13 protein-coding genes and 1 pseudogene are annotated in these 20,517 nt (G+C 54.8%); 10 read left to right on the top strand and 4 right to left on the bottom strand.

Annotated elements, in window-relative coordinates:
* Positions 1–9: 9 nt before the first annotated feature.
* Positions 10–300 (bottom strand): WXG100 family type VII secretion target, encoded by a 291-nt coding sequence (locus AC1AY0_RS01780; protein ID WP_476523337.1) that lies wholly within the window; start codon positions 298–300, stop codon positions 10–12.
* 215 nt (positions 301–515) lie between these two features.
* On the opposite strand from AC1AY0_RS01780, the gene AC1AY0_RS01775 reads away from it, so the two are divergent.
* From AC1AY0_RS01775 to AC1AY0_RS01755, 5 genes and pseudogenes are all read left to right on the top strand, one after another.
* Positions 516–1,271 (top strand): TPM domain-containing protein, encoded by a 756-nt coding sequence (locus AC1AY0_RS01775; RefSeq protein WP_476523574.1) that lies wholly within the window; start codon positions 516–518, stop codon positions 1,269–1,271.
* Positions 1,272–1,323: 52 nt separating this feature from the next.
* Complete coding sequence (locus AC1AY0_RS01770) at positions 1,324–2,055, top strand: response regulator transcription factor (protein ID WP_033890236.1); 732 nt, start codon at positions 1,324–1,326, stop codon at positions 2,053–2,055.
* 22 nt (positions 2,056–2,077) lie between these two features.
* Positions 2,078–4,156, top strand: a complete 2,079-nt coding sequence (locus tag AC1AY0_RS01765; protein ID WP_476525632.1) for a HAMP domain-containing sensor histidine kinase — start codon at positions 2,078–2,080, stop codon at positions 4,154–4,156.
* 90 nt (positions 4,157–4,246) lie between these two features.
* Positions 4,247–4,636: a cold shock domain-containing protein gene (locus AC1AY0_RS01760; protein WP_033890237.1), complete on the top strand. Its 390-nt coding sequence runs from the start codon at positions 4,247–4,249 to the stop codon at positions 4,634–4,636.
* A gap of 17 nt (positions 4,637–4,653) precedes the next feature.
* A pseudogene (locus AC1AY0_RS01755) lies at positions 4,654–5,407 on the top strand (DUF3027 domain-containing protein); the annotation flags it as partial.
* A 1,198-nt stretch (positions 5,408–6,605) separates the two neighbouring features.
* On the opposite strand, the gene AC1AY0_RS01750 reads toward AC1AY0_RS01755, so the two are convergent.
* Positions 6,606–7,571, bottom strand: a complete 966-nt coding sequence (locus AC1AY0_RS01750; protein ID WP_476525630.1) for a universal stress protein — start codon at positions 7,569–7,571, stop codon at positions 6,606–6,608.
* A 150-nt stretch (positions 7,572–7,721) separates the two neighbouring features.
* On the opposite strand from AC1AY0_RS01750, the gene AC1AY0_RS01745 reads away from it, so the two are divergent.
* Positions 7,722–10,331: an ATP-dependent Clp protease ATP-binding subunit gene (locus tag AC1AY0_RS01745; RefSeq protein ID WP_476525628.1), complete on the top strand. Its 2,610-nt coding sequence runs from the start codon at positions 7,722–7,724 to the stop codon at positions 10,329–10,331.
* A 195-nt stretch (positions 10,332–10,526) separates the two neighbouring features.
* Complete coding sequence (locus tag AC1AY0_RS01740; protein ID WP_476525626.1) at positions 10,527–11,618, top strand: hypothetical protein; 1,092 nt, start codon at positions 10,527–10,529, stop codon at positions 11,616–11,618.
* Between the two features lie 83 nt (positions 11,619–11,701).
* Here the strand turns inward: AC1AY0_RS01740 and AC1AY0_RS01735 are convergent, their stop codons facing one another.
* Positions 11,702–13,408: an acetolactate synthase large subunit gene (locus AC1AY0_RS01735; RefSeq protein WP_476525624.1), complete on the bottom strand. Its 1,707-nt coding sequence runs from the start codon at positions 13,406–13,408 to the stop codon at positions 11,702–11,704.
* 293 nt (positions 13,409–13,701) lie between these two features.
* On the opposite strand from AC1AY0_RS01735, the gene AC1AY0_RS01730 reads away from it, so the two are divergent.
* A complete protein-coding gene (locus AC1AY0_RS01730; RefSeq protein WP_476525937.1) occupies positions 13,702–15,489 on the top strand; it encodes a bifunctional metallophosphatase/5'-nucleotidase in 1,788 nt (595 codons plus the stop codon).
* Between the two features lie 96 nt (positions 15,490–15,585).
* Here AC1AY0_RS01730 and AC1AY0_RS01725 read toward each other — a convergent pair whose 3' ends face one another.
* Positions 15,586–17,028 carry a DUF349 domain-containing protein gene (locus tag AC1AY0_RS01725; RefSeq protein ID WP_476525622.1) on the bottom strand — a complete coding sequence of 481 codons (1,443 nt, stop codon included), beginning with the start codon at positions 17,026–17,028 and terminating at the stop codon, positions 15,586–15,588.
* 98 nt (positions 17,029–17,126) lie between these two features.
* On the opposite strand from AC1AY0_RS01725, the gene hisS reads away from it, so the two are divergent.
* Positions 17,127–18,524 (top strand): histidine--tRNA ligase, encoded by a 1,398-nt coding sequence (gene hisS / locus AC1AY0_RS01720; RefSeq protein ID WP_476525935.1) that lies wholly within the window; start codon positions 17,127–17,129, stop codon positions 18,522–18,524.
* 35 nt (positions 18,525–18,559) lie between these two features.
* On the top strand, positions 18,560–20,359 hold the full coding sequence (gene aspS, locus AC1AY0_RS01715; RefSeq protein ID WP_476525620.1) for an aspartate--tRNA ligase: 1,800 nt from the start codon (positions 18,560–18,562) through the stop codon (positions 20,357–20,359).
* The last annotated feature ends 158 nt before the right edge of the window (positions 20,360–20,517 follow it).

Here is a 20,517-nt window from a genome sequence, read left to right as displayed (position 1 = left end):
GGAGCCCCTCTACTGCGCAAACAGCCGTGAAGCCGCCGCTTCAGCATCCGCGTATACCGTAGATGCCGAGGCAAGCGAACGCTGAATGGACTCCAATGACGCTTCCATCTGCTGTTGTGCAGCACGCCATTGCGCCATCACCGAAGTAAACTGCGTGGCAGCCGATCCGCGCCAAGCTTCCTGCAAAGCATTGAGATTCGTATACATTCCTCCCACTGCCTGCCTGATTTGCGCAACCGAAGAGGCCACAGCAGCCGAAGACGATTGGATTTGTTCCGAATCCACCTGATATTGGGGCATCGTTGCTCCTTTCTGTAAAAACTATTTTTGAAACACGTTCAGCATTGCGAATACCGAACGCTAATGTGGAGCCTATGGCAAATTCGACTTGGACAGATGTTCGTACAAGCAATGTGGTTCTAGCTTCAGCTTCTTTACCTCCACGCAGCGGCAGCAAGGCGAAAAAGTGGCTTGTTTGCGCGGTTTCAATGCTTGTTGCACTGATGCTGAGTTTTGTGTGGATAACTGCAAATGCCTATGGGGATAACTCGGACAGTTCTTCAAGCGATTCGAACAGTTCGAACAGTGGCGTCACCATTACCGAAAACATCACCGATACTGAGAATCTACTCGGCTCTCATGCGGCTGAAGTCACCGATGCTATCGCCAAAACCGAGCAGGAAACCGGCGTCCACGTCCATCTGCTGTATTTGTCGAGCTTCAACAGCAATCAGACGCCTCAAAAATGGGCGAGCACAGTGCTGGAATCCACCAATCCCAAGGCCAATACCGTTTTGCTCGCTGTTGCCTCGAATGATGGCAACCTGGTAGTGGCGGTTTCATCGAATTCTGATGAATGGCTGAAAAGCCAGGATACGGTAGACAAGTTGTCCGCAGCGGCACAGGCACCTTTGATGAAAAGCACTCCGGACTGGCCTGGTTCGGCAACTGCCATGATGGATCAGATTGTGCAATCCAAAAAGACATCCACATCCAGTTCTTCTATCACCATTGGCATCGTCGCCATGATCGTGGTGCTTGTAGTGCTGCTGATTGTGGTGGCTTTGATGGTGATTATACGAATCCGCAGCAAGGGCAAGAAGCCTCGCCGTGCAAACCGACAGGCACTGTCCAGCGCCGAAAAGAAGGCTCGCAAGGCACAGATCGCTAAGCGCAAGGCTCAAAGGAAGGCACGAGAAGCCGAACGAAAGGCCGAAGAAAATTCGGAGGAATCCACCGAAAACAGCGACGAAGACAACAACAAAGAATAACTTCAAGCTGGCATTCAGGAAACGCTCAGATGAGCGCGCCACTCTAGGAAGCATGAGTAAGCCTATTGAAGCATCGATTGTTGTTGTTGACGACGAGCCGTCCATCCGTGAACTGCTAGTTGCCTCGCTGCATTTCGCCGGATTCGAGGTGAACACCGCAGCCTCCGGTTCCGAGGCCATCGAGGTGATTGAAAAGGTCCAGCCCGATCTCATTGTGCTTGACGTCATGCTGCCTGATATCGACGGTTTCACCGTAACCCGCCGTATCAGGCAGGAGGGCATCGACGCCCCGGTACTGTTCCTGACCGCGCGTGACGATACTCAAGATAAGATTATGGGCCTGACCGTTGGCGGCGATGACTACGTTACCAAGCCATTCAGCTTGGAAGAGGTCGTGGCCCGTATTCGCGCCATTCTGCGCCGTACTCGCGAGCAGGTGGAAGACGATCCGATTATCCGCGTGGCCGACCTTGAAATCAACGAGGACTCCCACGACGTAACCCGCGCCGGTCAGCCTATTGACTTGAGCCCCACCGAATACAAACTGCTGCGTTATCTGATGGATAACGAGGGCCGTGTGCTGTCCAAGGCACAGATTCTTGATCATGTGTGGCAGTACGACTGGGGCGGAGACGCAGCGATTGTGGAATCGTACATTTCCTACCTGCGCAAGAAGGTCGACGGTGTGGAAGTCACCGATGAAAACGGCGAAAAGCATAAGGTGACCCCGCTTATCGAAACCAAGCGCGGTATCGGTTACATGATTCGCGAGCCCAAGCACTAATCAGTCTGAATACGTTGTAGTTATGAGTGATCCGCAGCAGCAGCCGGCAGTTTCGGCACCAGAGCAGCCACAAGCCTCTCCCAGCAATCCTGGAATCCAGGTTCAGGTTACCGAGCACCTCAAAGAACATCACGAACGCAAGAAGAACATCTTCTTCCAGCATTTCGATCGCATCTCACTAGGTGGCAAGCTCATGGCTGCCACTATCGCCGTGCTGCTGGTGGGCATTACCGTCATCTCATTCTCACTGCGCGCGCTAGTCGGCAACTATATGCTGTCGAAAACAGATAGCCAGCTTTCCCAGCAGGCCAATCTGGTGTTCAACAATATCGATGTGCTGTCCAAAACGGATAATTCCAGCGGATTGTCTGGTCCGAATTCCTATTTCCTGCAGATTCAATACACGGATGGCACCACCGATGCGGACGGTAAACCGTTGGTGGTTACTCCGCTCCTGCCGCAATTGCAGGATGGCATTGTCTCAGTGCCGGTGCTTCCCACATACGGCAATACCGATGGCATTACGCTAGGCAAAGTGTTCACTGCTCCTGCCGTGGCTCGCCAGATCGTGGAAGTACAATCCAGTGAATCTGACAGCGGTTCCTCTTCTAGCGGCACCAATAATCAGAGCAATACAGACAATAACGCCGATAATACGAATGGTGCACCAACTGCACCCGATACATCAGGCAGCCCTGCTCCGGGCAGCTCCGGCTCTTCCGATTCGGTGACCAAGATATTGTCTACGCCGAAGGCGGGCGCCAATCATGCTGCAGTGACCGCAGCAAGCGCTCCGTGGCGCATTATTGCCAAAGAATGGACCGGAAAAGTCAACGGCGTCGAAAAAGTGCGCGGCGTGGTATACATCGGACTGTCTATGTCGGATCAGATCGACACGTTGAAAACATTGACTTACTACTGCATTGTGGTGGGTATTGCCGTGGTGTTGTTGGGCGGATCACTGTCCACTTTGATTATTCAGCACACTTTGCAACCGTTGAAGCGTATGGAGAAAACCGCGGCCAAGATTGCTGCCGGTGATTTGAGCCAGCGTATTCCTTCCGCTCCTGAAAATACAGAAGTGGGCTCTTTGGCAGCTTCGCTCAACACCATGCTGACACGAATAGAAGTCAGTTTCCATGAACAGGAAGAGACTACCGAAAAGATGAAGCGGTTTGTCTCTGACGCCAGCCACGAGCTGCGCACGCCGCTCGCCGCCATCCATGGATATGCAGAGCTGTACAAGATGCAGCGCGACATGCCAGGTGCGTTGGAACGTGCTGATGAATCAATCGAACATATCGAACGCTCCAGCCAGCGCATGACTGTGCTCGTAGAAGACCTATTGTCATTGGCTCGTTTGGATGAAGGCCGCGGTATTGATATCAACGGCACTGTCAACCTGTCTTCTTTGGTGACTGATGCTGTGGATGATTTGCATGCGCTTGACCCGGATCGTGCGATTACTCGTGACCGTTTGATCCTGACTCCAAGCCAGGATTTGTCACATCCTGCATCGCTGCAATTGCAAACCGGCGAATGGGATGCTGTTACCTTGCAAGGCGATGCATCACGACTGCGCCAAGTGGTAACCAACATTGTTGGCAATATTCACCGGTATACGCCGGTCGATTCTCCGGCTGAAGTGGCATTGGGTATTGTGCCGGCTGCTATTGATCCTCGTCAGCTTTCGCAAATGCCGACTACTGAGGCATCGATGCGTCGTTTTGTTGACGCTGCAGAAGTGGGCCAATCCATGCAAACCGGCTATCGATATGCCGTATTGCGCTTCGTGGATCACGGTCCGGGAGTGCCGCCGGAATCCCGTTCGAAGATTTTCGAGCGCTTCTACACCGCGGATCCATCTCGCGCAAGGCAAAAGGGCGGTACCGGTCTCGGCATGGCTATCGCACAATCTGTGGTCAAAGCGCATCATGGCTTTATTTGCGCGACTGGTACTGAGGGCGGTGGTTTGACGTTCACGGTAATTCTGCCGGTTGAGCGGATTGCCGCAGCTCAGCTGCCGGTGCAGCAGGCAACGAACAAATCAAAGGAAGGCCGGCAGAAGAATTCTTGGTTCTCCGGTGAGCGCAAAGCGTAAGACGCTCGTTTCAAGTGGCGTCGGTCAAGGCCTGTGAGGTACACTGTTCCTTCAGTTCATTACTCCCTATGCACTAAGGAAGGTTTTGCAATGCCCACCGGTCGAGTTCGTTGGTTTGACGCAGCCAAGGGTTATGGTTTCATCACCAATGAGGAAGGCAAGGATGTGTTCCTGCCGGCTCAGGCCCTGCCCGCTGGCGCCACTACGTTGCGCAAGGGTGCCAAGGTGGAGTATTCCGTGGTGGATGGCCGCCGCGGCCCGCAGGCTATGGGCGTGCAGCTGATTGCCTCCGCGCCGAGCCTGGTTAAGGCAACTCGCCCGAAGCCGGATGATATGGCTGCTATCTGCGAGGACCTTATTAAGATGTTGGACTCCGCAGGCAATACGTTGCGTCGTCACCGTTATCCTTCTTCCGCTGAGAGCAAGAAGCTGGCCACGCTGCTGCGCGCCGTGGCTGATCAATTTGATGTACAGGACTGACGGGGCTGATTCCATCCATGACTGACACCATCGAAACCACTGTGACGCCGGATCCTCGCGCCATAGCACATGCCGTGCTACTCGAAGTGGCCGACGAGCCCGAGCAAGTGGGCGAGTTCGTTGTTGCCAACGAGCTTGAAGATCATGTTACCGATTTTCGCTTTGCCGCCAATATTCGTGGTTATGAAGGTTGGCAGTGGTCGGTGACGCTATATCACGACGTGGAGTTGGACTCCTGGACCGTGAATGAATCTTCGCTGATCCCCACTGAAGATGCGTTGATGCCGCCGCAGTGGATTCCTTGGAAGGATCGTCTCGAGCCCACGGATCTTTCGCCTACCGATTCAATCGGTACGGATCCTGATGACGAGCGTCTTGAACCCGGGGAAGTGGAAGAGTCCTCGCTGCAGGATGTTAATGACGCAGCTGAGACTTTTCGTTTGACGCGACGCCATGTGCTGAGCCCCTTGGGCCGTGCGCAGGCAGCCAAGCGTTGGTATGAGGGGCCGCGCGGTCCTAAGGCTTTGAGCACCAAAACCGCAGAAGGCAACCTGTGCTCCGATTGTGGTTTCTTCGTGCCACTGACCGGCGAACTGGATCGCATGTTCGGCGTGTGCGCCAACAAGTGGAGCCCTGATGATGGGCGCGTGGTTTCGCTGGATCATGGTTGCGGCGAACACTCCGAAATCGAGCCTCCTGAGCCAAGCCATCTGTGGGTGCAGTCCAAGCCGGCGCTGGATGATTTGCATATTGATGTTATCGCCCGGCCTAAAGTTCACAAGGTTGAGGAGAGCGAGTCCGAGTCTGCCGACGTTGACGGCGAAACTGTGGTTGATGCTGCAGAGAACGTCGATGCCGTTGCCGAAACAGAGTCGGGCGATACCGCTGCCGTTGCTGATGCGCCGGCAACTGAATCTTCTGTACCGTCAACGGATGCAGTTGATGGTACCGGAAGTGCGACCGCTCAGTCTGGCGCAAAGGCTACTGATGGTGCTGAGAAAGCTGACGGTGAGGCTTCTCAAAGTACGGTAGTTTCTGGTGTTGCCGATGCTCAGAGTTCGGAATCCGCATCCGATGGTCTCGGAATCGAGAGCGCAGACAGTACAGAGGTCCCTGCTGCAACTGTGGCGAATGAGGCTGATTCCTTCAGCGGCAATGATATGAGCGGCGACGTTGCTGCTGTCTCTTCGGAGGAGGGCGAAACCCTTGAGGATAGCCTCGTCAATTCGTCTGATGATGCCGACGCCGACGTTATTGACACCAATTTCGGTGAAGATGATGACCTCGATGATGATGAGGCCACTGAAGAAGACATCATTAATAACACGTCTGTTGACACTGATGATGACGATTTTGACGATGACGATTCCGAAGTGAGCGACAATGTGGCTCCGGAGCTGGAAACCGTTATCGATCTGATCGAACAACTGCGCCAAAATCGCGCCGATGAGGATTCTGATACTGATGCCGATACCGGTATCGATATTGATACCGAAAGTGTCGAAAATGAATCCGGTGACAACGGTGAACCTACCTTGGAACCCGGTGTTGGCGATGCTGAAGGTGCAGAAGACATTGACGACAATAATGCCTGAACCAAAGGTTGCTGTCTGACCATAGGTATCCGTGTCCCTAAGTAACCTCTGACGCAACTCCTCCCTATCCGGCTTTTCCCCGAATTTTGGACACCGGCGAGTGCTTAAAGTCCATAATTCGGGCTGTGTGGGTTCTTTCCCTGAATTTTGGACGCCGAGAGGGGATAGGGGGGGTATTAGAGAGGAGTTAAGTTATGGGTGATAGGCGTGATTGGAAACTGTGATGTTCCATACAAAACTTACCTTTGAAGTTCTGTGGAATTACAATAAAAAAGGGCGGTGAGACCATGAAGGGGGTAATCTCACCGCCCAATTAATTTCATTTGGTGTTGGAGCCGCTAAAGTAGCTCAGTGGCTCGCGCCTTCTAGTGACTTCAGTGCACCACGGTCACCGTGCATTCGGCAAAGTTGACGATTTGGCGAGACACCGATCCGAGGAAGTGTGCGTCCAAACCAGATAGTCCACGCGAGCCAACCACCAGATGTGAGGCATAACGAGAAGCCGCAATCAGGCCCTTGGAAGCGCGAATATGGAAGGCGTTCGCGGTTACCGGCACGTCTTCGGGAATGGAAGCCTTGGCCATCAAATCGTTCAGTATTTCCTCGGCACGCTGCTGTCCAACCTCAACTGAGGGCACGGCATTTTCATATCCGGGAACCACACCGAGATCGCGCAACTGCCAGCAGAACATCACATGGAGCGGGCGATGATGAATGCGAGCCTCCTCCAACGCGAAATCAAAAGCGCGGCGAGACGTTTCGGAACCATCAACGCCGACCACAACCGGGCGAACATTCAGCTCAGCCTGGGGTTCCGGCTGCTCATAATGCACTGGTTCATCACCGGGAGTCAACGCATTGGCGATGGCATCGGTGACGCTTTCCTCCTCGCTGCCGCTCAAGCGCACTACGGTAACCGGCACTTCGGCTTCCTCGGCAAGAGACGCCGACAACGAGCCTAGGAACCAGCGCGCCACACGTCCCAGCGAACGGCGACCAACCACAATCTGCTGTGCATCATGACCGATTTGCAGCAGGGCAGTAGTGCCAGAAGCCTTAACGGAAGTGAGCTTCAAGTTCGCCGGATCAAAGTCGATACCTTTGGTAGCGCGCTCCACCCATTCACGCAACTCGTTGGCGATATCATGACGGACCTTGGCCCAAGCCTCATCGCTATCCGGTTCGCCACCCATATCCCAGGAATGCGTCCAACCGAATACGGCATTGACGCTCTGGCCGGTAAGAGAAGCCTCTTCAAGCGCCCACTTCAATGCGGCAAATGACTCGTCCGAGCCGTCAACGCCAACCACGATGTCGGCCTTGGTGTTCAATTCAGTCATCACAACCTCCTTTGGCATAGTGTGAATGATGAATATACGTCCAGCATATCGTTTTCTTTCCTGCTTACGGCGCAATTCATGGAATCAGGTGAATAAACGTCACCGTGAATCGGTAGAGTAAAACGGAATGTCTATTGAGGAAGGACAAGCATGTTCGAACGGTTTACCGACCGTGCACGGCGCGTGATTGTGTTGGCGCAGGAAGAGGCAAGGTCCCTTCAGCACAACTATATCGGCACCGAACACCTGCTGCTCGGCCTGATTCGTGAGGGCGAGGGTGTGGCCGCCAAGGCGCTGGCCTCGAAGGGCGTGGAGCTTGACCCCACCCGCAAGCAGGTTGAAGAGATGATCGGCAAGGGCAACGCTGCTCCGAACGGGCACATCCCCTTTACTCCGCACGCCAAGCAGGTACTGGAGTTTTCGCTTCGTGAGGCCCTTCAGCTGGGGCACAGCTACATTGGCACTGAGCATATTCTGCTCGGCCTGATTCGCGAAGGTGAAGGTGTCGGCACTCAGGTGCTCATCAAGATGGGTGTTGATCTGGGCGAGCTTCGTAGCGCCACTATCGATATGATTCGTGGCAACTCCGGTACTTCCGGCGATGGCAAGGGCGACCTGGCCAACGCAGGTGGCGTTGCCGACAAGCAAAATAAGTCCGGCTCCGCCATTCTTGACCAGTTCGGCCGCAACCTCACGCAGGAGGCAGCTGAGGGCAAGCTGGATCCGGTGATTGGTCGTACCAACGAGATCGAGCGCGTTATGGTGGTGCTCTCTCGCCGTACCAAGAACAATCCGGTGCTGATTGGTGAGCCTGGCGTGGGCAAGACCGCTGTGGTCGAAGGCCTGGCCCAGAAGATCAACGCTGGCGATGTGCCGGAAACCCTGAAGGGCAAGCAGGTCTATTCGCTAGATCTTGGCTCTATGGTGGCCGGTTCTCGTTACCGTGGTGATTTCGAGGAGCGTCTGAAGAAGGTCTTGAAGGAAATCAAGACCCGCGGCGACATCGTGCTGTTCATCGACGAGATTCATACCATCGTGGGCGCAGGCTCCGCGGATGGCGCTTTGGGTGCGTCCGATATGCTGAAGCCAATGCTGGCTCGTGGTGAGCTTCAGACCATTGGTGCCACCACCACCGATGAGTACCGCAAGTACATCGAGAAGGACGCGGCTCTGGAACGTCGTTTCCAGCCGATTCAGGTGCACGAGCCTACCATTGCTGAAACTATCGAGATTCTGAAGGGTCTGCGTTCCCGTTACGAGAACCATCATCACGTGACCATCACCGATGGTGCTCTGCAGTCCGCAGCCGAGCTCTCCAGCCGTTACATCCAGGATCGTAACCTGCCGGATAAGGCCATCGACCTGATTGATGAGGCCGGTGCGCGTCTGCGTATCAAGCGTCTGACCGCACCGCCTGAGCTTAAGGAGCTGGACGAGAAGATCGCCAAGGTGGCTGCTAAGAAGGATGAAGCCATCAAGGCTCAGGACTTCGAGAACGCTGCCAAGCTGCGCGACAGCCAGGAGAAGCTCGAGGCCGACCGCAAGGCCAAGGAAGATTCTTGGCGTGAAGGCGAGTCCGACGTCAAGATGGTTGTGGATGAGGATGTGATTGCTGAGGTCATCAGCTCCACCACCGGTATCCCGGTGTTCAAGCTGACCCAGGCCGAATCCAAGAAGCTGCTCAACATGGAGGCCGAGCTGCATAAGCGCATCATCGGTCAGGATGAAGCGGTGTCCGCACTGTCCCGCTCGATTCGTCGTACCCGCGTGGGTCTGAAGGATCCGAAGCGTCCGTCCGGCTCGTTCATCTTCGCCGGCCCGACGGGCGTGGGCAAGACCGAGTTGGCCAAGACTCTCGCCGAATTCCTGTTCGACGATGAAGACGCATTGATTCGTGTGGATATGTCCGAGTTCTCCGAGAAGTACGCGGCATCCCGCCTCTTCGGTGCACCTCCGGGATACGTGGGTTACGAAGAGGGCGGCGAGCTCACCGAGAAGGTGCGTCGCAAGCCGTTCTCCGTGGTGCTGTTCGATGAGATTGAGAAGGCTCACCCGGATATCTTCAACACGCTGTTGCAGGTGCTGGATGACGGCCACTTGACCGATGGTCAGGGCCGCAAGGTGGACTTCAAGAACACCATCATCATTCTGACCACCAACCTTGGTACTCGTGACATCGCGAAGGCCGCCAACACGGGCTTCAACCTGGGCGCCAACAACGAGTCCAGCTACCAGCGCATGAAGGACCAGGTCAGCTCCGAACTCAAGCAGCAGTTCCGTCCGGAGTTCCTGAACCGTTTGGATGACATCATCGTCTTCAAGCAGCTCACCGAGCCGCAGGTGCGTCAGATCGTGGATTTGGACGTCAAGCAGCTCAATGACCGTCTGTTCGACCGTCACATGTCGCTCGAGCTCACCGACGCTGCCAAGGACCTGCTTGCGCAGAAGGGCTTCGACCCGCTGCTCGGTGCTCGTCCGCTGCGTCGTGTGATTCAGCGCGACATCGAGGACGCCATCTCCGAGAAGATCCTGATGGGCGATCTCGAAGATGGTCAGCGCGTGGTGGTGGATGCCGAAGGCGAAGGCATCTTGGGCGAGTTCACCTTCAAGGGTGAAAAGTTCGAGGAGCCTGCCAAGGCAGAAGGCACAGACGCCGAAACTGGTGAAGGCGACAAGCCTGAGTTGGTCAGTGCCCAGGCTGCGGATGACTCCGCACCGGCTGCTGATACCGGCGATGCCGGTGAGCAATCCGCTGAATAAGCCATCTGACAGTGCATATAAGTACATATAAGTAAGGGTCTTGGTTCCATAAGGAATCAAGACCCTTTTGCTATGTCACAACTACCCTGTGGCATGATAACGCAGCTCGATATTTTATGCTGTAGTGGGATACTGTTCATACATTGATGAAAAGCTATACTAGATGCATTATCAATGCCGAGGGGAGTTATTTCAATGTTCGGTTTATTCAATGAAGAGAACGACGCAGTTCGTAAGATGTCATGGCATTACTCTGCTGAGCAAAACAGGATGGTTCCATGTGAGAATATTCCATGCAATAAGCATGGCGCCTGCGATATAATTGCTGCGAACGAGTATGAGGCAACGGTAGAGGTCAACAGAAGAATATCGTTGTATAACGAACATGAAAAGCGTAAAAACAGGAATCCAAATACCGTTTTGCCGAGTGAATATGACAATTGCTCGTTATTTAAAGGTAATTTACATTCTAAAATAATCAGTTTTAATAGTTTGTATATTGGTAATGCGAGATATATGCCAACTGTTAAAAAATTCACACCTTATAATTATGATTTGACAGTTAATTTTGCTAAAAGATGTGAGAAATGTCATGGTAAAGGAACAATCCATGATGATAAGAAAAACAAGGATATTGAATGTCCAGAATGCAGGGGCAGTAAATATTCAGGAAAATGCAGTGCTTCACCAGCAGATATGGTTTTAATACAGGATATAAAAGACGATGAGGATGCTCGTTTTCATGATTTTGTTAAAAAATATCCTAATGAATTCAATGAATATATGCGTCATGTGATGATGTCATCATGTTACCTGGCTAATAAAGGAGAGAAGGCTTTATATTTAATAGATATTAAAAGAAATTTTAAACAGGACATGGCTAATAATCCTGATGAAACTCTTACTCATATGAGAGATTTAAAAACTAAATATGATGAAATAATGAAGTATGAGCCGAAAGAATTAAAATATAATGATATCATGGTAATGGATATTATTCCACATTATAAAAAAGAAAAAGAACCACTGGAAATAATGTCATTTCATAATTATGTTGACAAAAAGACAAAAGAACAGAAAGTGGTAATGATCTGCCGTAATACAAATGATAATGACAGATCCACATATAAAATTTTTACTGAAGCAGATCCCAATATTATGGTTGGAGGAAAAGCTTTTCTTAGGGCGGCATATGGCTCAGGCTACGATTTCACTGATCCTACTGGTATGCCTTGTTTAAAGTTAAGAAATGTAAAAATAGCGATACGTCCTTATTGGGAAAATTAATGTTTTTTTAATAAAATCCTTGTGAACACTAATACGTTGGTATTAATGTTCACAAGGATTCGTCGTGTGCGTATTGTTTAGGCTCAGCCGCTGAAGTCGACTTCACCGAGCTTTTCGATGAGCTTCATATTCTCGGAGTAGTCAACCGGGCAGGCAATGATGTCGATGCCGGAACCGGAACGCAATGCCGAACGCAGCGTGGGATAGAGCTGGTCGGCGGATTCGATGAGATGGCCCTTGGCACCAAAGCTCATGCCAAGTTCCACCACGTCCGGATTATTGAAGTCCACATATTCATGGGTGCCGTCGTGAATATCCATCTTCCACTTGATTAGGCCATAGGCTTCATCAACCCATACCAGAATCACGATGCGGGCGCCCACACGCACGGCGGTTTCGATTTCCTGCACATTCATCATGAACGAACCGTCACCCATGACCGCGAGCACCGGGCGTCCCGGATTTTCCAGCGAGGCAGCCACCGCACCCGGCAGCGTCCAGGCCATCGTAGACAGGGAGTTATCAATCACGCAGGTGTTTGAATAATACGTGGGGTAGAGACGGGCCATCCACATCTTCAAGGCACCCGTATCCACCAAGGCGATATCCGTGTCGGTCTCCATTGCGCGGCGTGTATCGGCCACAATACGCTGCGGCTTCATCGGGAACGAATCATCATCCGCATACGAAGTGTATTCGGTTTCCAGCAGCTCGTGAATCTTCGGATGCGAGACGCCGAATGTCACATGCTCCGCATGCAGTTGGGCAATCAACGCCTGCAATGTGGCATCGATATTGCCCATAATGTTCAACGCGGTGGAGTAATGCGCATCCGTATCTTCAATGAAGGTATTGATGTGAATGATGGTCTTATCATCATTCGGGTTAATCTTCTTCGGATCGAACTGCTGGATGGAGAAGCCCACGGCAATAATCAGATCAGCCTCATCAAAGGCGAAGTTCTCGTAGTCATGGCGCATGAAGCCCACCACGCCAAGCGCCAGCGGAATGCGATCTGAAATCACGCCCTTGCCTTCGAACGTGGTGGCGACCGGCACATTAAGCTGCTCGGCCAAGGCCAGTAGACGGTTCTCCGCATGGCCGCGGGCCACGCCGTTGCCAGCCAGGATGATCGGATGCTTGGCACCACGGATAATGCTCACAGCGCGAGAAATGGTGTCGGCGGTAGGAGCGAAGCTCATCGGATTCGGTAGCGGCAGTGGGTGAGCATCCTCGGGAGCGGGCATTTCGGCCACATCCTCCGGCAGAATCAAGCAAGTGGCACCTGGACGATTGCGCTGGGAGATGGAGAACGCCTTGCGAACCATCTCCGGCACTGAAGCCGGTTCAACAATCATCGAAGTCCACTGGGTCAGCGGGCGGAATACAGACACCAAATCAACAATCTGGTGCGATTCCTTATACAGACGGCTCACGTTGCCTTGTGCACAGATGGCCACGAGCGGGGTGGTGCTGGCGTTGGCCTGTGCCACGGGAAGCGTCAGGTTCAGCGCGCCTGGGCCAAGCGTGGCCAGGCAGACACCAGGCTTGCCGGTCAGATGGCCTTGCGTGGCGGCCATGAAGCCTGCACCTTGCTCATGACGGGTCAGGATGAAGCGAATGCGACCGTCCCGTTCGATGGCCTCCATCAGCGGAATGTTCTCTTCGCCGGGGATGCCGTACATGGTTTCCACGCCTTCATTAACAAGGCATTCCACGAACAGGTCGGCTACGGTACGGATGTGATCGGTGTTCTGAGTCGGTGTATTCACGCTAGGGAAGTCTAACATTTGGGACGTGCGATTAACGGTAAGGCATGTTGGGTGGCAAAGAGCCTGAATGTGCCTTTTCCCTCACTATGTATGCATGGGAACCAAGGTGCCGCATACATAGTGAGGATTCGGAGGTCTAAACCGGCGCTATGTATGCGGATTCTTCGTTCGGCCGCATACATAGCGCCGGTTCGCGCGATCACGGTTGCGGATTGCTGAGACAAAGAAGCCGCTAAGAGTTAACTTAGGCGTTGAATGGGCGTGGAAATTCATTCAACTAGCCGTCTTAGCGTAACAGTGTGAGCAAGGGCATGAATCGCCGGCAGTGGGCCGGCAGGCGGCCTAAGGTCGCCATAGCGGTAATCATCGCGACTGTACTTACGATTCTTTTTGTTCCTAATGCTGCTGCCGGAGCGGCAGGAACTGTTCCATTCTCCGGCAATGACGCTGCTACTGGTACCAGAACGGTGACCATTGCGGACATCACCGATTTTCATGGGCATATTGAACGCGGAGCGGATAATGCGGCCGCATTTACGCTGGCGGACAGCCATAATCCAGGCAATATGGTGCCTGTTTCCTCTGGCGACTTAGTAGGCGGTTCTCCATACGAGTCCGCCGTGGCTAAAGATCAGCCGACATTGGATATGGCGAAGTCCTGGGGATTGACGATTTCCGCAGTCGGTAATCATGAATTCGATCGCTCGGTGGCGGATTTCAATAACCGGATTGCCTCACCTGCTAATGGCATTGATTGGCTATGCGCTAACGTATCGGCACGCAACAAGGCACCAGGTGGCAAACTGAGTCGGGTCAAGAATTATACGATTCGAGAAGTCAATGGCAAGCGTATTGGATTCGTTGGCGCGTTGACTGATGCGCTGGGCTCGGTCGCCACCCCGCAAATCACGAAAGATGCTGATTTGGATGAGCGTGCGGTTGATGCAGTCAATCGAGTGGCGCATGAGCTCAAGCAGTCCGGCAAGGTGGATGCGGTAGTCGCATTGATTCATGCTGATGCCTCCGCTGCGCAAGGCTTGGGCAAGGATGTGGATGTGGTGTACACAGGCCATACGCATGCGGTGAAATACGCGCGCACGGATGGTGGAGCCCCGATTTATGAATCCGGTAGCTTCGGCCGTGCAATAGCGGTGCAGGATCTGGTTATTACCGGATACGGACGCAGATCCAGAGTTGCAGTGCAGAACGTGGATCTCGGCAATGGCACTGAACAGGCGTCGCCTACAGTTCCCGGCGTGATTCGGGTGGAAGGGCTTGATGCGCATACCACGCAATCGGCTTGGATGTCCGCAGGCTCCACGGGTGAGGGCATGGTCGACCATGCCCAGCGTGTTTATGCGGTGGCTCAAGCGCATGCGGCACAGGTGGGCAGCACGATTGTCGGCACGCTGGCTGCTGGTGCGAATTTTGATAAGCGTATCGAAAACGGTCAGGAAGATTCCGTGGGCAGACTGGTGGCGGATGCGAATCGCACCATGATTCAACGAACCCTTTATGCTGGCGAGCGTTTGCCTGTAGTCGGTTTTTCCAACGATGGCAGCCTGCGCACTGCGAAACTTGACATGGACGGCAATGGTAAGGTCAGCGTGCGCGAGGTGGATTCGCTGATGGCATTGCAGTTCAAAGCCGCACATGAAACTTTGACTGGCAAAGATCTGAAAAATATCTTGGCTGAGCAGTTCCGATTCAAGGATGGGCAGTTGAAACGTCGGTGGATTGGAATTTCCTCAAATGTGAGCTATCGATTTGTGGAATATCAATCAACTGAAGCAGGGGAGGAGACCCAGGATAAGGCCGGCAGCCACCACGCAAATACCAGTTTTGATGGTGATGATGGTCATCGTGCGGTTGATATTACTGATTTGTTCATCGATGGCAAACCGATTGCTGATGATGATTTGGTGATTGTGGCATCGAACTCATATCTGCTGCAGGGTGGTGATGATTACCATGCTTTCCGCGCAGGAACGAACTATGGCGAGCTCAATATGCCATACAGTGAGCCACTGAAGCAGTACCTCGCCGCACATCCTGCGCTCGCGCCAGTAAAACTGCCGCAAACCGGTATGAGGGCCTAGAAGAAAGGGGAAAACGGACCCTGTAAAACGAGAATGGGCTTCCCTCATTTTGGAGGGAAGCCCATTACTTTAGCAAGTAGTAGTGGCTACTGCCTATTACTTAATGGCGTTCAGCCACTGCTCCTTGGTGGCCTTCTCGGCCTCAAGCTTAGCCTTCTTCTTCGGATCGGACTCAGCGGCGATCTTGGCGTCGAGCTCGGCAAGCTGAGCGTTCAGCTGCTCTTCGAAGCTGGACTTACGGGCATCGGCCTCAGGGTCGGACTGCTTCCAAGCGGCATCCTCAACGGACTTGATCTGCTTGTCCACGGCGTCCAGACGGTTCTCGATGCGGCGCATATCCTCGCGCGGCACGTAGCCGATCTGATCCCATTCTTCCTGAATCTTGGCCAGCTCCTGACGAGCCTTCTTGGCCTCGGCATCGGTCTTGACCGGCACCAGGGCCTCAGCCTGGACCAGCAGCTCTTCCTTCTTGGCCAGATTCTCCTTCTCTGCGGTGTTCATCTGGTCGCGGTCGGCCTGGCGAGCGTTGAAGAACGCGTCCGCGGCCTCACGGAACTTGGCCCACAGCTCATCGTCCTCGTTGCGGCCTGCGCGGCCAGCCTTCTTCCAACGATCCATCAGATCGTTGAACTTGCGAGAAGTCTCGCCCCAAGCGGTGGAATCCTTAAGCTCATTGGCTTCGGCAATGATGGCTTCCTTGACTTCCTTGGCGTGGTTGCGCTCGTTGTCGCGAGCCTGAGCCCACTTGCGGCGAGCCTGGTTGAATGTGGTACGAGCTGCGGAGAAGCGCTTCCACAAGGCTTCGGCTTCCGGCTTGTCAATGCGAATAGTGGTGCGCTGGTGGTTCTGCCACTCGTCAAACAGGTTGCGGAACTTGTCTGCGGTGGAACGCCAGTTGGTGTTGTCGCCCAGGGATGCGGCCAGGGCCTCGGCCTTCTCGACAATGGCGGTGCGCTCGGCAACAGCCTTGGCAACGGCGGCTTTGCGGGCCTCGGCCAGTGCGGTCTTCTTGGCTTCGCCAGCTGCCTTAAGCTCCTCGAACTGAGCCTTCAGGGCGGCAATATCGCCCACCACAGCCGGCTCGTTGGTCTCTTCGCCCAAGAGCTTGAGAGATTCGTCAATCTCGCGAGCCTTGACGTTCGGAGAGGTCAGACGGTTGGCGAGCAAGTCAAGCTTGGCCTTCAGATCAAGGAAGCGACGGGCGTACAGTGCCAAGGCTTCTTCCTTGGAAACATCCGGGAACTGGCCGACTTCGCGCTCGGCGTCGCCGTCCTTTACGAACACGGTACCGTTATCGTCCACGCGGCCGAATGCCTCGGCTGCCTTGACGTCCTCCTCGGAGTAGGCGGAGGTGTTGGCCGGGGTTGCAGTGTGCTGCTTGGCCGGGGTCTTCTTAGCGAATGCAGCAGGGGAGGGAGCATGCGGCTTCGGCATTGAAGCGGGAGTCGGCTTGGCCTCGCTGACCGCGGGTGCGGGTGTCGTTGCCTGCTCTTCGGTTGCAGCGGTGTTTTCGGTTTCGGTGACAGTCTCGTCGGACATGGCCAGCTCCTTACAAGCGTAGTGTGAGTGAGTGGAAGCGCCTCGCATGCTGGAAAATCGCATGGCTTGACGCAACCCTCACCTATTATATTGATTTCGTGGCTAAAGGTGCATCAATATCAGGATTCCCGGAGTGGCTCCCCTCCGAACGTGTTGTGGAGCAGCGTGTTATCGACACGCTTCGTAAGGTTTTTGAGCTCAATGGCTTCATCGGCATTGAGACGAGAGCGGTGGAAACTGGCGCTTCTCTGCTGAAAAAAGGCGAGACCAGCAAGGAGATTTATCTGCTGAGCCGTCTGCAGGAAGTCGGTCACGAATCCGACACTCCCATTGAGGAGCGTTTGGGGCTGCACTTCGATTTGACCGTGCCGCTGAGCCGGTATGTGGTCGAGCACTCGGGTGCACTGACCTTCCCGTTCAAGCGTTGGCAGATTCAGAAGGTATGGCGTGGCGAGCGTCCGCAGGAAGGTCGTTTCCGTGAGTTCGTTCAGGCGGATATCGACGTGATTGGTGCCGGCGACCTGCCGGACCACTATGAGGTCGAGCTGCCGCTGGTCATGGTTTCCGCATTGGAAGAGCTGCGTGCGTTCGGTCTGCCGAAGGCAACCGTGCACGCCAACAACCGTAAGCTGTCTGAAGGCTTCTACCGTGGCCTTGGCTTGACTGACATCGAGGGCGTGCTGCGCGAAATCGATAAGCTTGACAAGATCGGTGCCGATGAAGTGGCCCGACTGCTCACTGAGTCCTGCGGTGCTAACGAGGCCCAGGCACGCGCCTGCCTCGAGCTCGCCGAATTGACTGCAGCAGACGGTAAGGAACTGGCTGAAAAGTTCGACGCACTGTGTGCTGCTCACGGTATTGCCCAGGATTCGGAAGCCTATGCGTTGGCTCGTCAGGGTCTCGATACGCTGGCCATGATCGTGGACGAAGCCGCTGTGATTCGCCCCGGTTCCGTGATTGCCGACCTCAAGATCGCCCGTGGTTTGGATTATTACACCGGTTCCGTCTACGAGACCTTCCTTGATGGTGCCGCGTCCCTCGGCTCCATCTGCTCCGGTGGTCGTTACGACAATCTGGCTTCCCAGGGCAATCGCAAGTACCCGGGCGTTGGCCTGTCCATCGGCTTGAGCCGACTGGTGAGTTACATGCTGCACACCGCGGGCGCTCACGCCAACCGTGTATCTCCGGCCGCCGTACTCGTGGCTGTGTGGAATGAAGAGGATCGTCCAGCTGCCAATCGTATTGCTGCTCAGCTGCGCGCTCGTGGCGTCGCCACCGATGTGGCACCCACCGCGGCCAAGCTTGGTAAGCAGATCAAGTACGCCGATAAGCTCGGCATTCCGTACGTATGGTTCCCGGCCAGTGCCGCAGACAGCGAGAACGGTGAAGCCACTGGAGACGAGGTCAAGAACATCGTCACCGGTGAGCAGGTTGCCGCTGATTGCACGTCGTGGGAGCCGGATACTGTGGTTGCCCAGCAAACCGTCGAAATCTGACGAATTCGCGCGAAAAATCGAGGAGAAATAAGACAATGAGCCAGACGGCTTACAGAACACATCATGCCACTGACGTGACCGAGGCACTGGTTGGCCAGAAGGTCACCCTCGCCGGTTGGGTCGATCGTCGTCGCGACCACGGCGGCGTGGCCTTCATCGACCTTCGCGACAACACCGGTTTGGTGCAGGTCGTTATCTATGACGAGGAAGTGGCCCGTCCGCTCCGTTCCGAGTTCGTGATTCAGGTCACCGGTGAGGTGCGCCTGCGCCCGGATGGCAACGAGAACACCCACCTTGCCACCGGCAAGATTGAGGTCGTTGCCGAGAACATCGAGATTTTGGCCAAGGCCGACGCCTTGCCGTTCCAGGTGTCCACCGCGCTCGAGAACGAGTCCGAGAACAAGCTGCCGGGCGAGGACGTTCGTCTGAAGTACCGTTACCTCGACCTTCGCCGCCCGTCCATGCAGCACAACCTGAAGCTGCGTTCCGACATGGCCAAGGCCGCTCGCCACGCCCTCGAGGACATGGACTTCACCGAGGTGGAAACCCCGACCTTCATCAAGTCCACTCCGGAAGGCGCTCGCGACTTCCTGGTGCCGGCTCGTCTGGTGCCGGGCTCTTGGTACGCCCTGCCGCAGTCCCCGCAGCTCCTGAAGCAGCTGCTCATGGTTTCCGGCGTTGAGCGTTATTACCAGTTGGCTCGCTGCTACCGTGATGAGGACTTCCGTGCTGATCGTCAGCCTGAGTTCACCCAGCTCGATATGGAGATGAGCTTCGTGGATCAGGAAGACGTGATGGCTATGGCCGAGAAGGTTATTGCCGCCATCTGGAAGACCGCTGGCTACGAAGTCCAGCTGCCGCTGCCGCGTATCACTTGGCAGGAAGCTATGGATAAGTACGGTTCCGACAAGCCGGATCTGCGTTTCGGCAACCCGCTGGTCGAACTCACCGATTACTTCAAGAACACCCCGTTCCGCGTGTTCCAGGCTCCGTATGTGGGTGCCGTGCTCTTCAAGGGCGGCGCTTCCACTCCTCGCCGTCAGTTCGACGCATGGCAGGAATGGGCCAAGCAGCGCGGCGCCAAGGGCCTCGCCTACGTGGTCTTCGCTGAAGACGGCGAGCTGAAGGGCCCTGTGGCCAAGAACCTCTCCGAGGAAGAGCGCGCTGGTCTGCGCGAAGCCGTTGGCGCTGAGCCGGGCGATGCTGTGTTCTTCGCCGCTGGTTCTCGTGAATCTTCCCAGCTGCTGCTGGGTGCCGCTCGTGTGGAGCTCGCCCGCCGCGAAGGCCTGCTGGACCCGAAGAAGTTCGCTTTCACTTGGGTTGTGGACTTCCCGCTGTTTAAGCCCACCGACGATCCGGATGATGATGACGTGGCAGTCGGCCACTCCAAGTGGACCTCTATGCATCACCCGTTCACCATGCCGTCCAAGGATTGGATCGACAAGTTCGATCAGGATCCTGAGCACGCCATGTCCGATTCCTACGACATCGTCTGCAACGGTGAAGAAATGGGCGGCGGTTCCGTCCGTATCCACCGCGACGACATCCAGGATCGCGTACTCAACGTGCTCGGCATCTCCCCGGAGGAAGCTCAGGAGAAGTTCGGCTTCCTGCTCGAAGCCTTCAAGTACGGTGCTCCGCCTCACGCCGGCATCGCTCTCGGCTGGGACCGCACTGTGTCGATTCTCGCCGGCGCCGATACCATCCGCGACGTCATCGCCTTCCCGAAGGCTGGCGGCGGCCGCGATCCGCTGACCGGCGCTCCGGCCCCGATCACGGATGAGCAGCGCGCCGAGACCGGCGTCGATTATGACCCTGAGGATGAAGAAAATTAATCTGCGGAGCGTATACCGCTTTTCTTCACCCTCGACGTACCTTTGTACGCCTTCGGGTTCAGACAGCGGTCTCCACACACGCAGATTAATTTTCTATGGAGACTAGTAATAGAGGAGGTTCCGCATGGCTTTGTGCTGTGCGGAACCTTTTTGTTTTT

The sequence above is a fragment of the Bifidobacterium sp. LH_416 genome (assembly GCF_056357055.1).
Note: the sequence above shows the minus strand (reverse complement) of the source record. Positions and strands in the feature narration are given on the sequence as shown.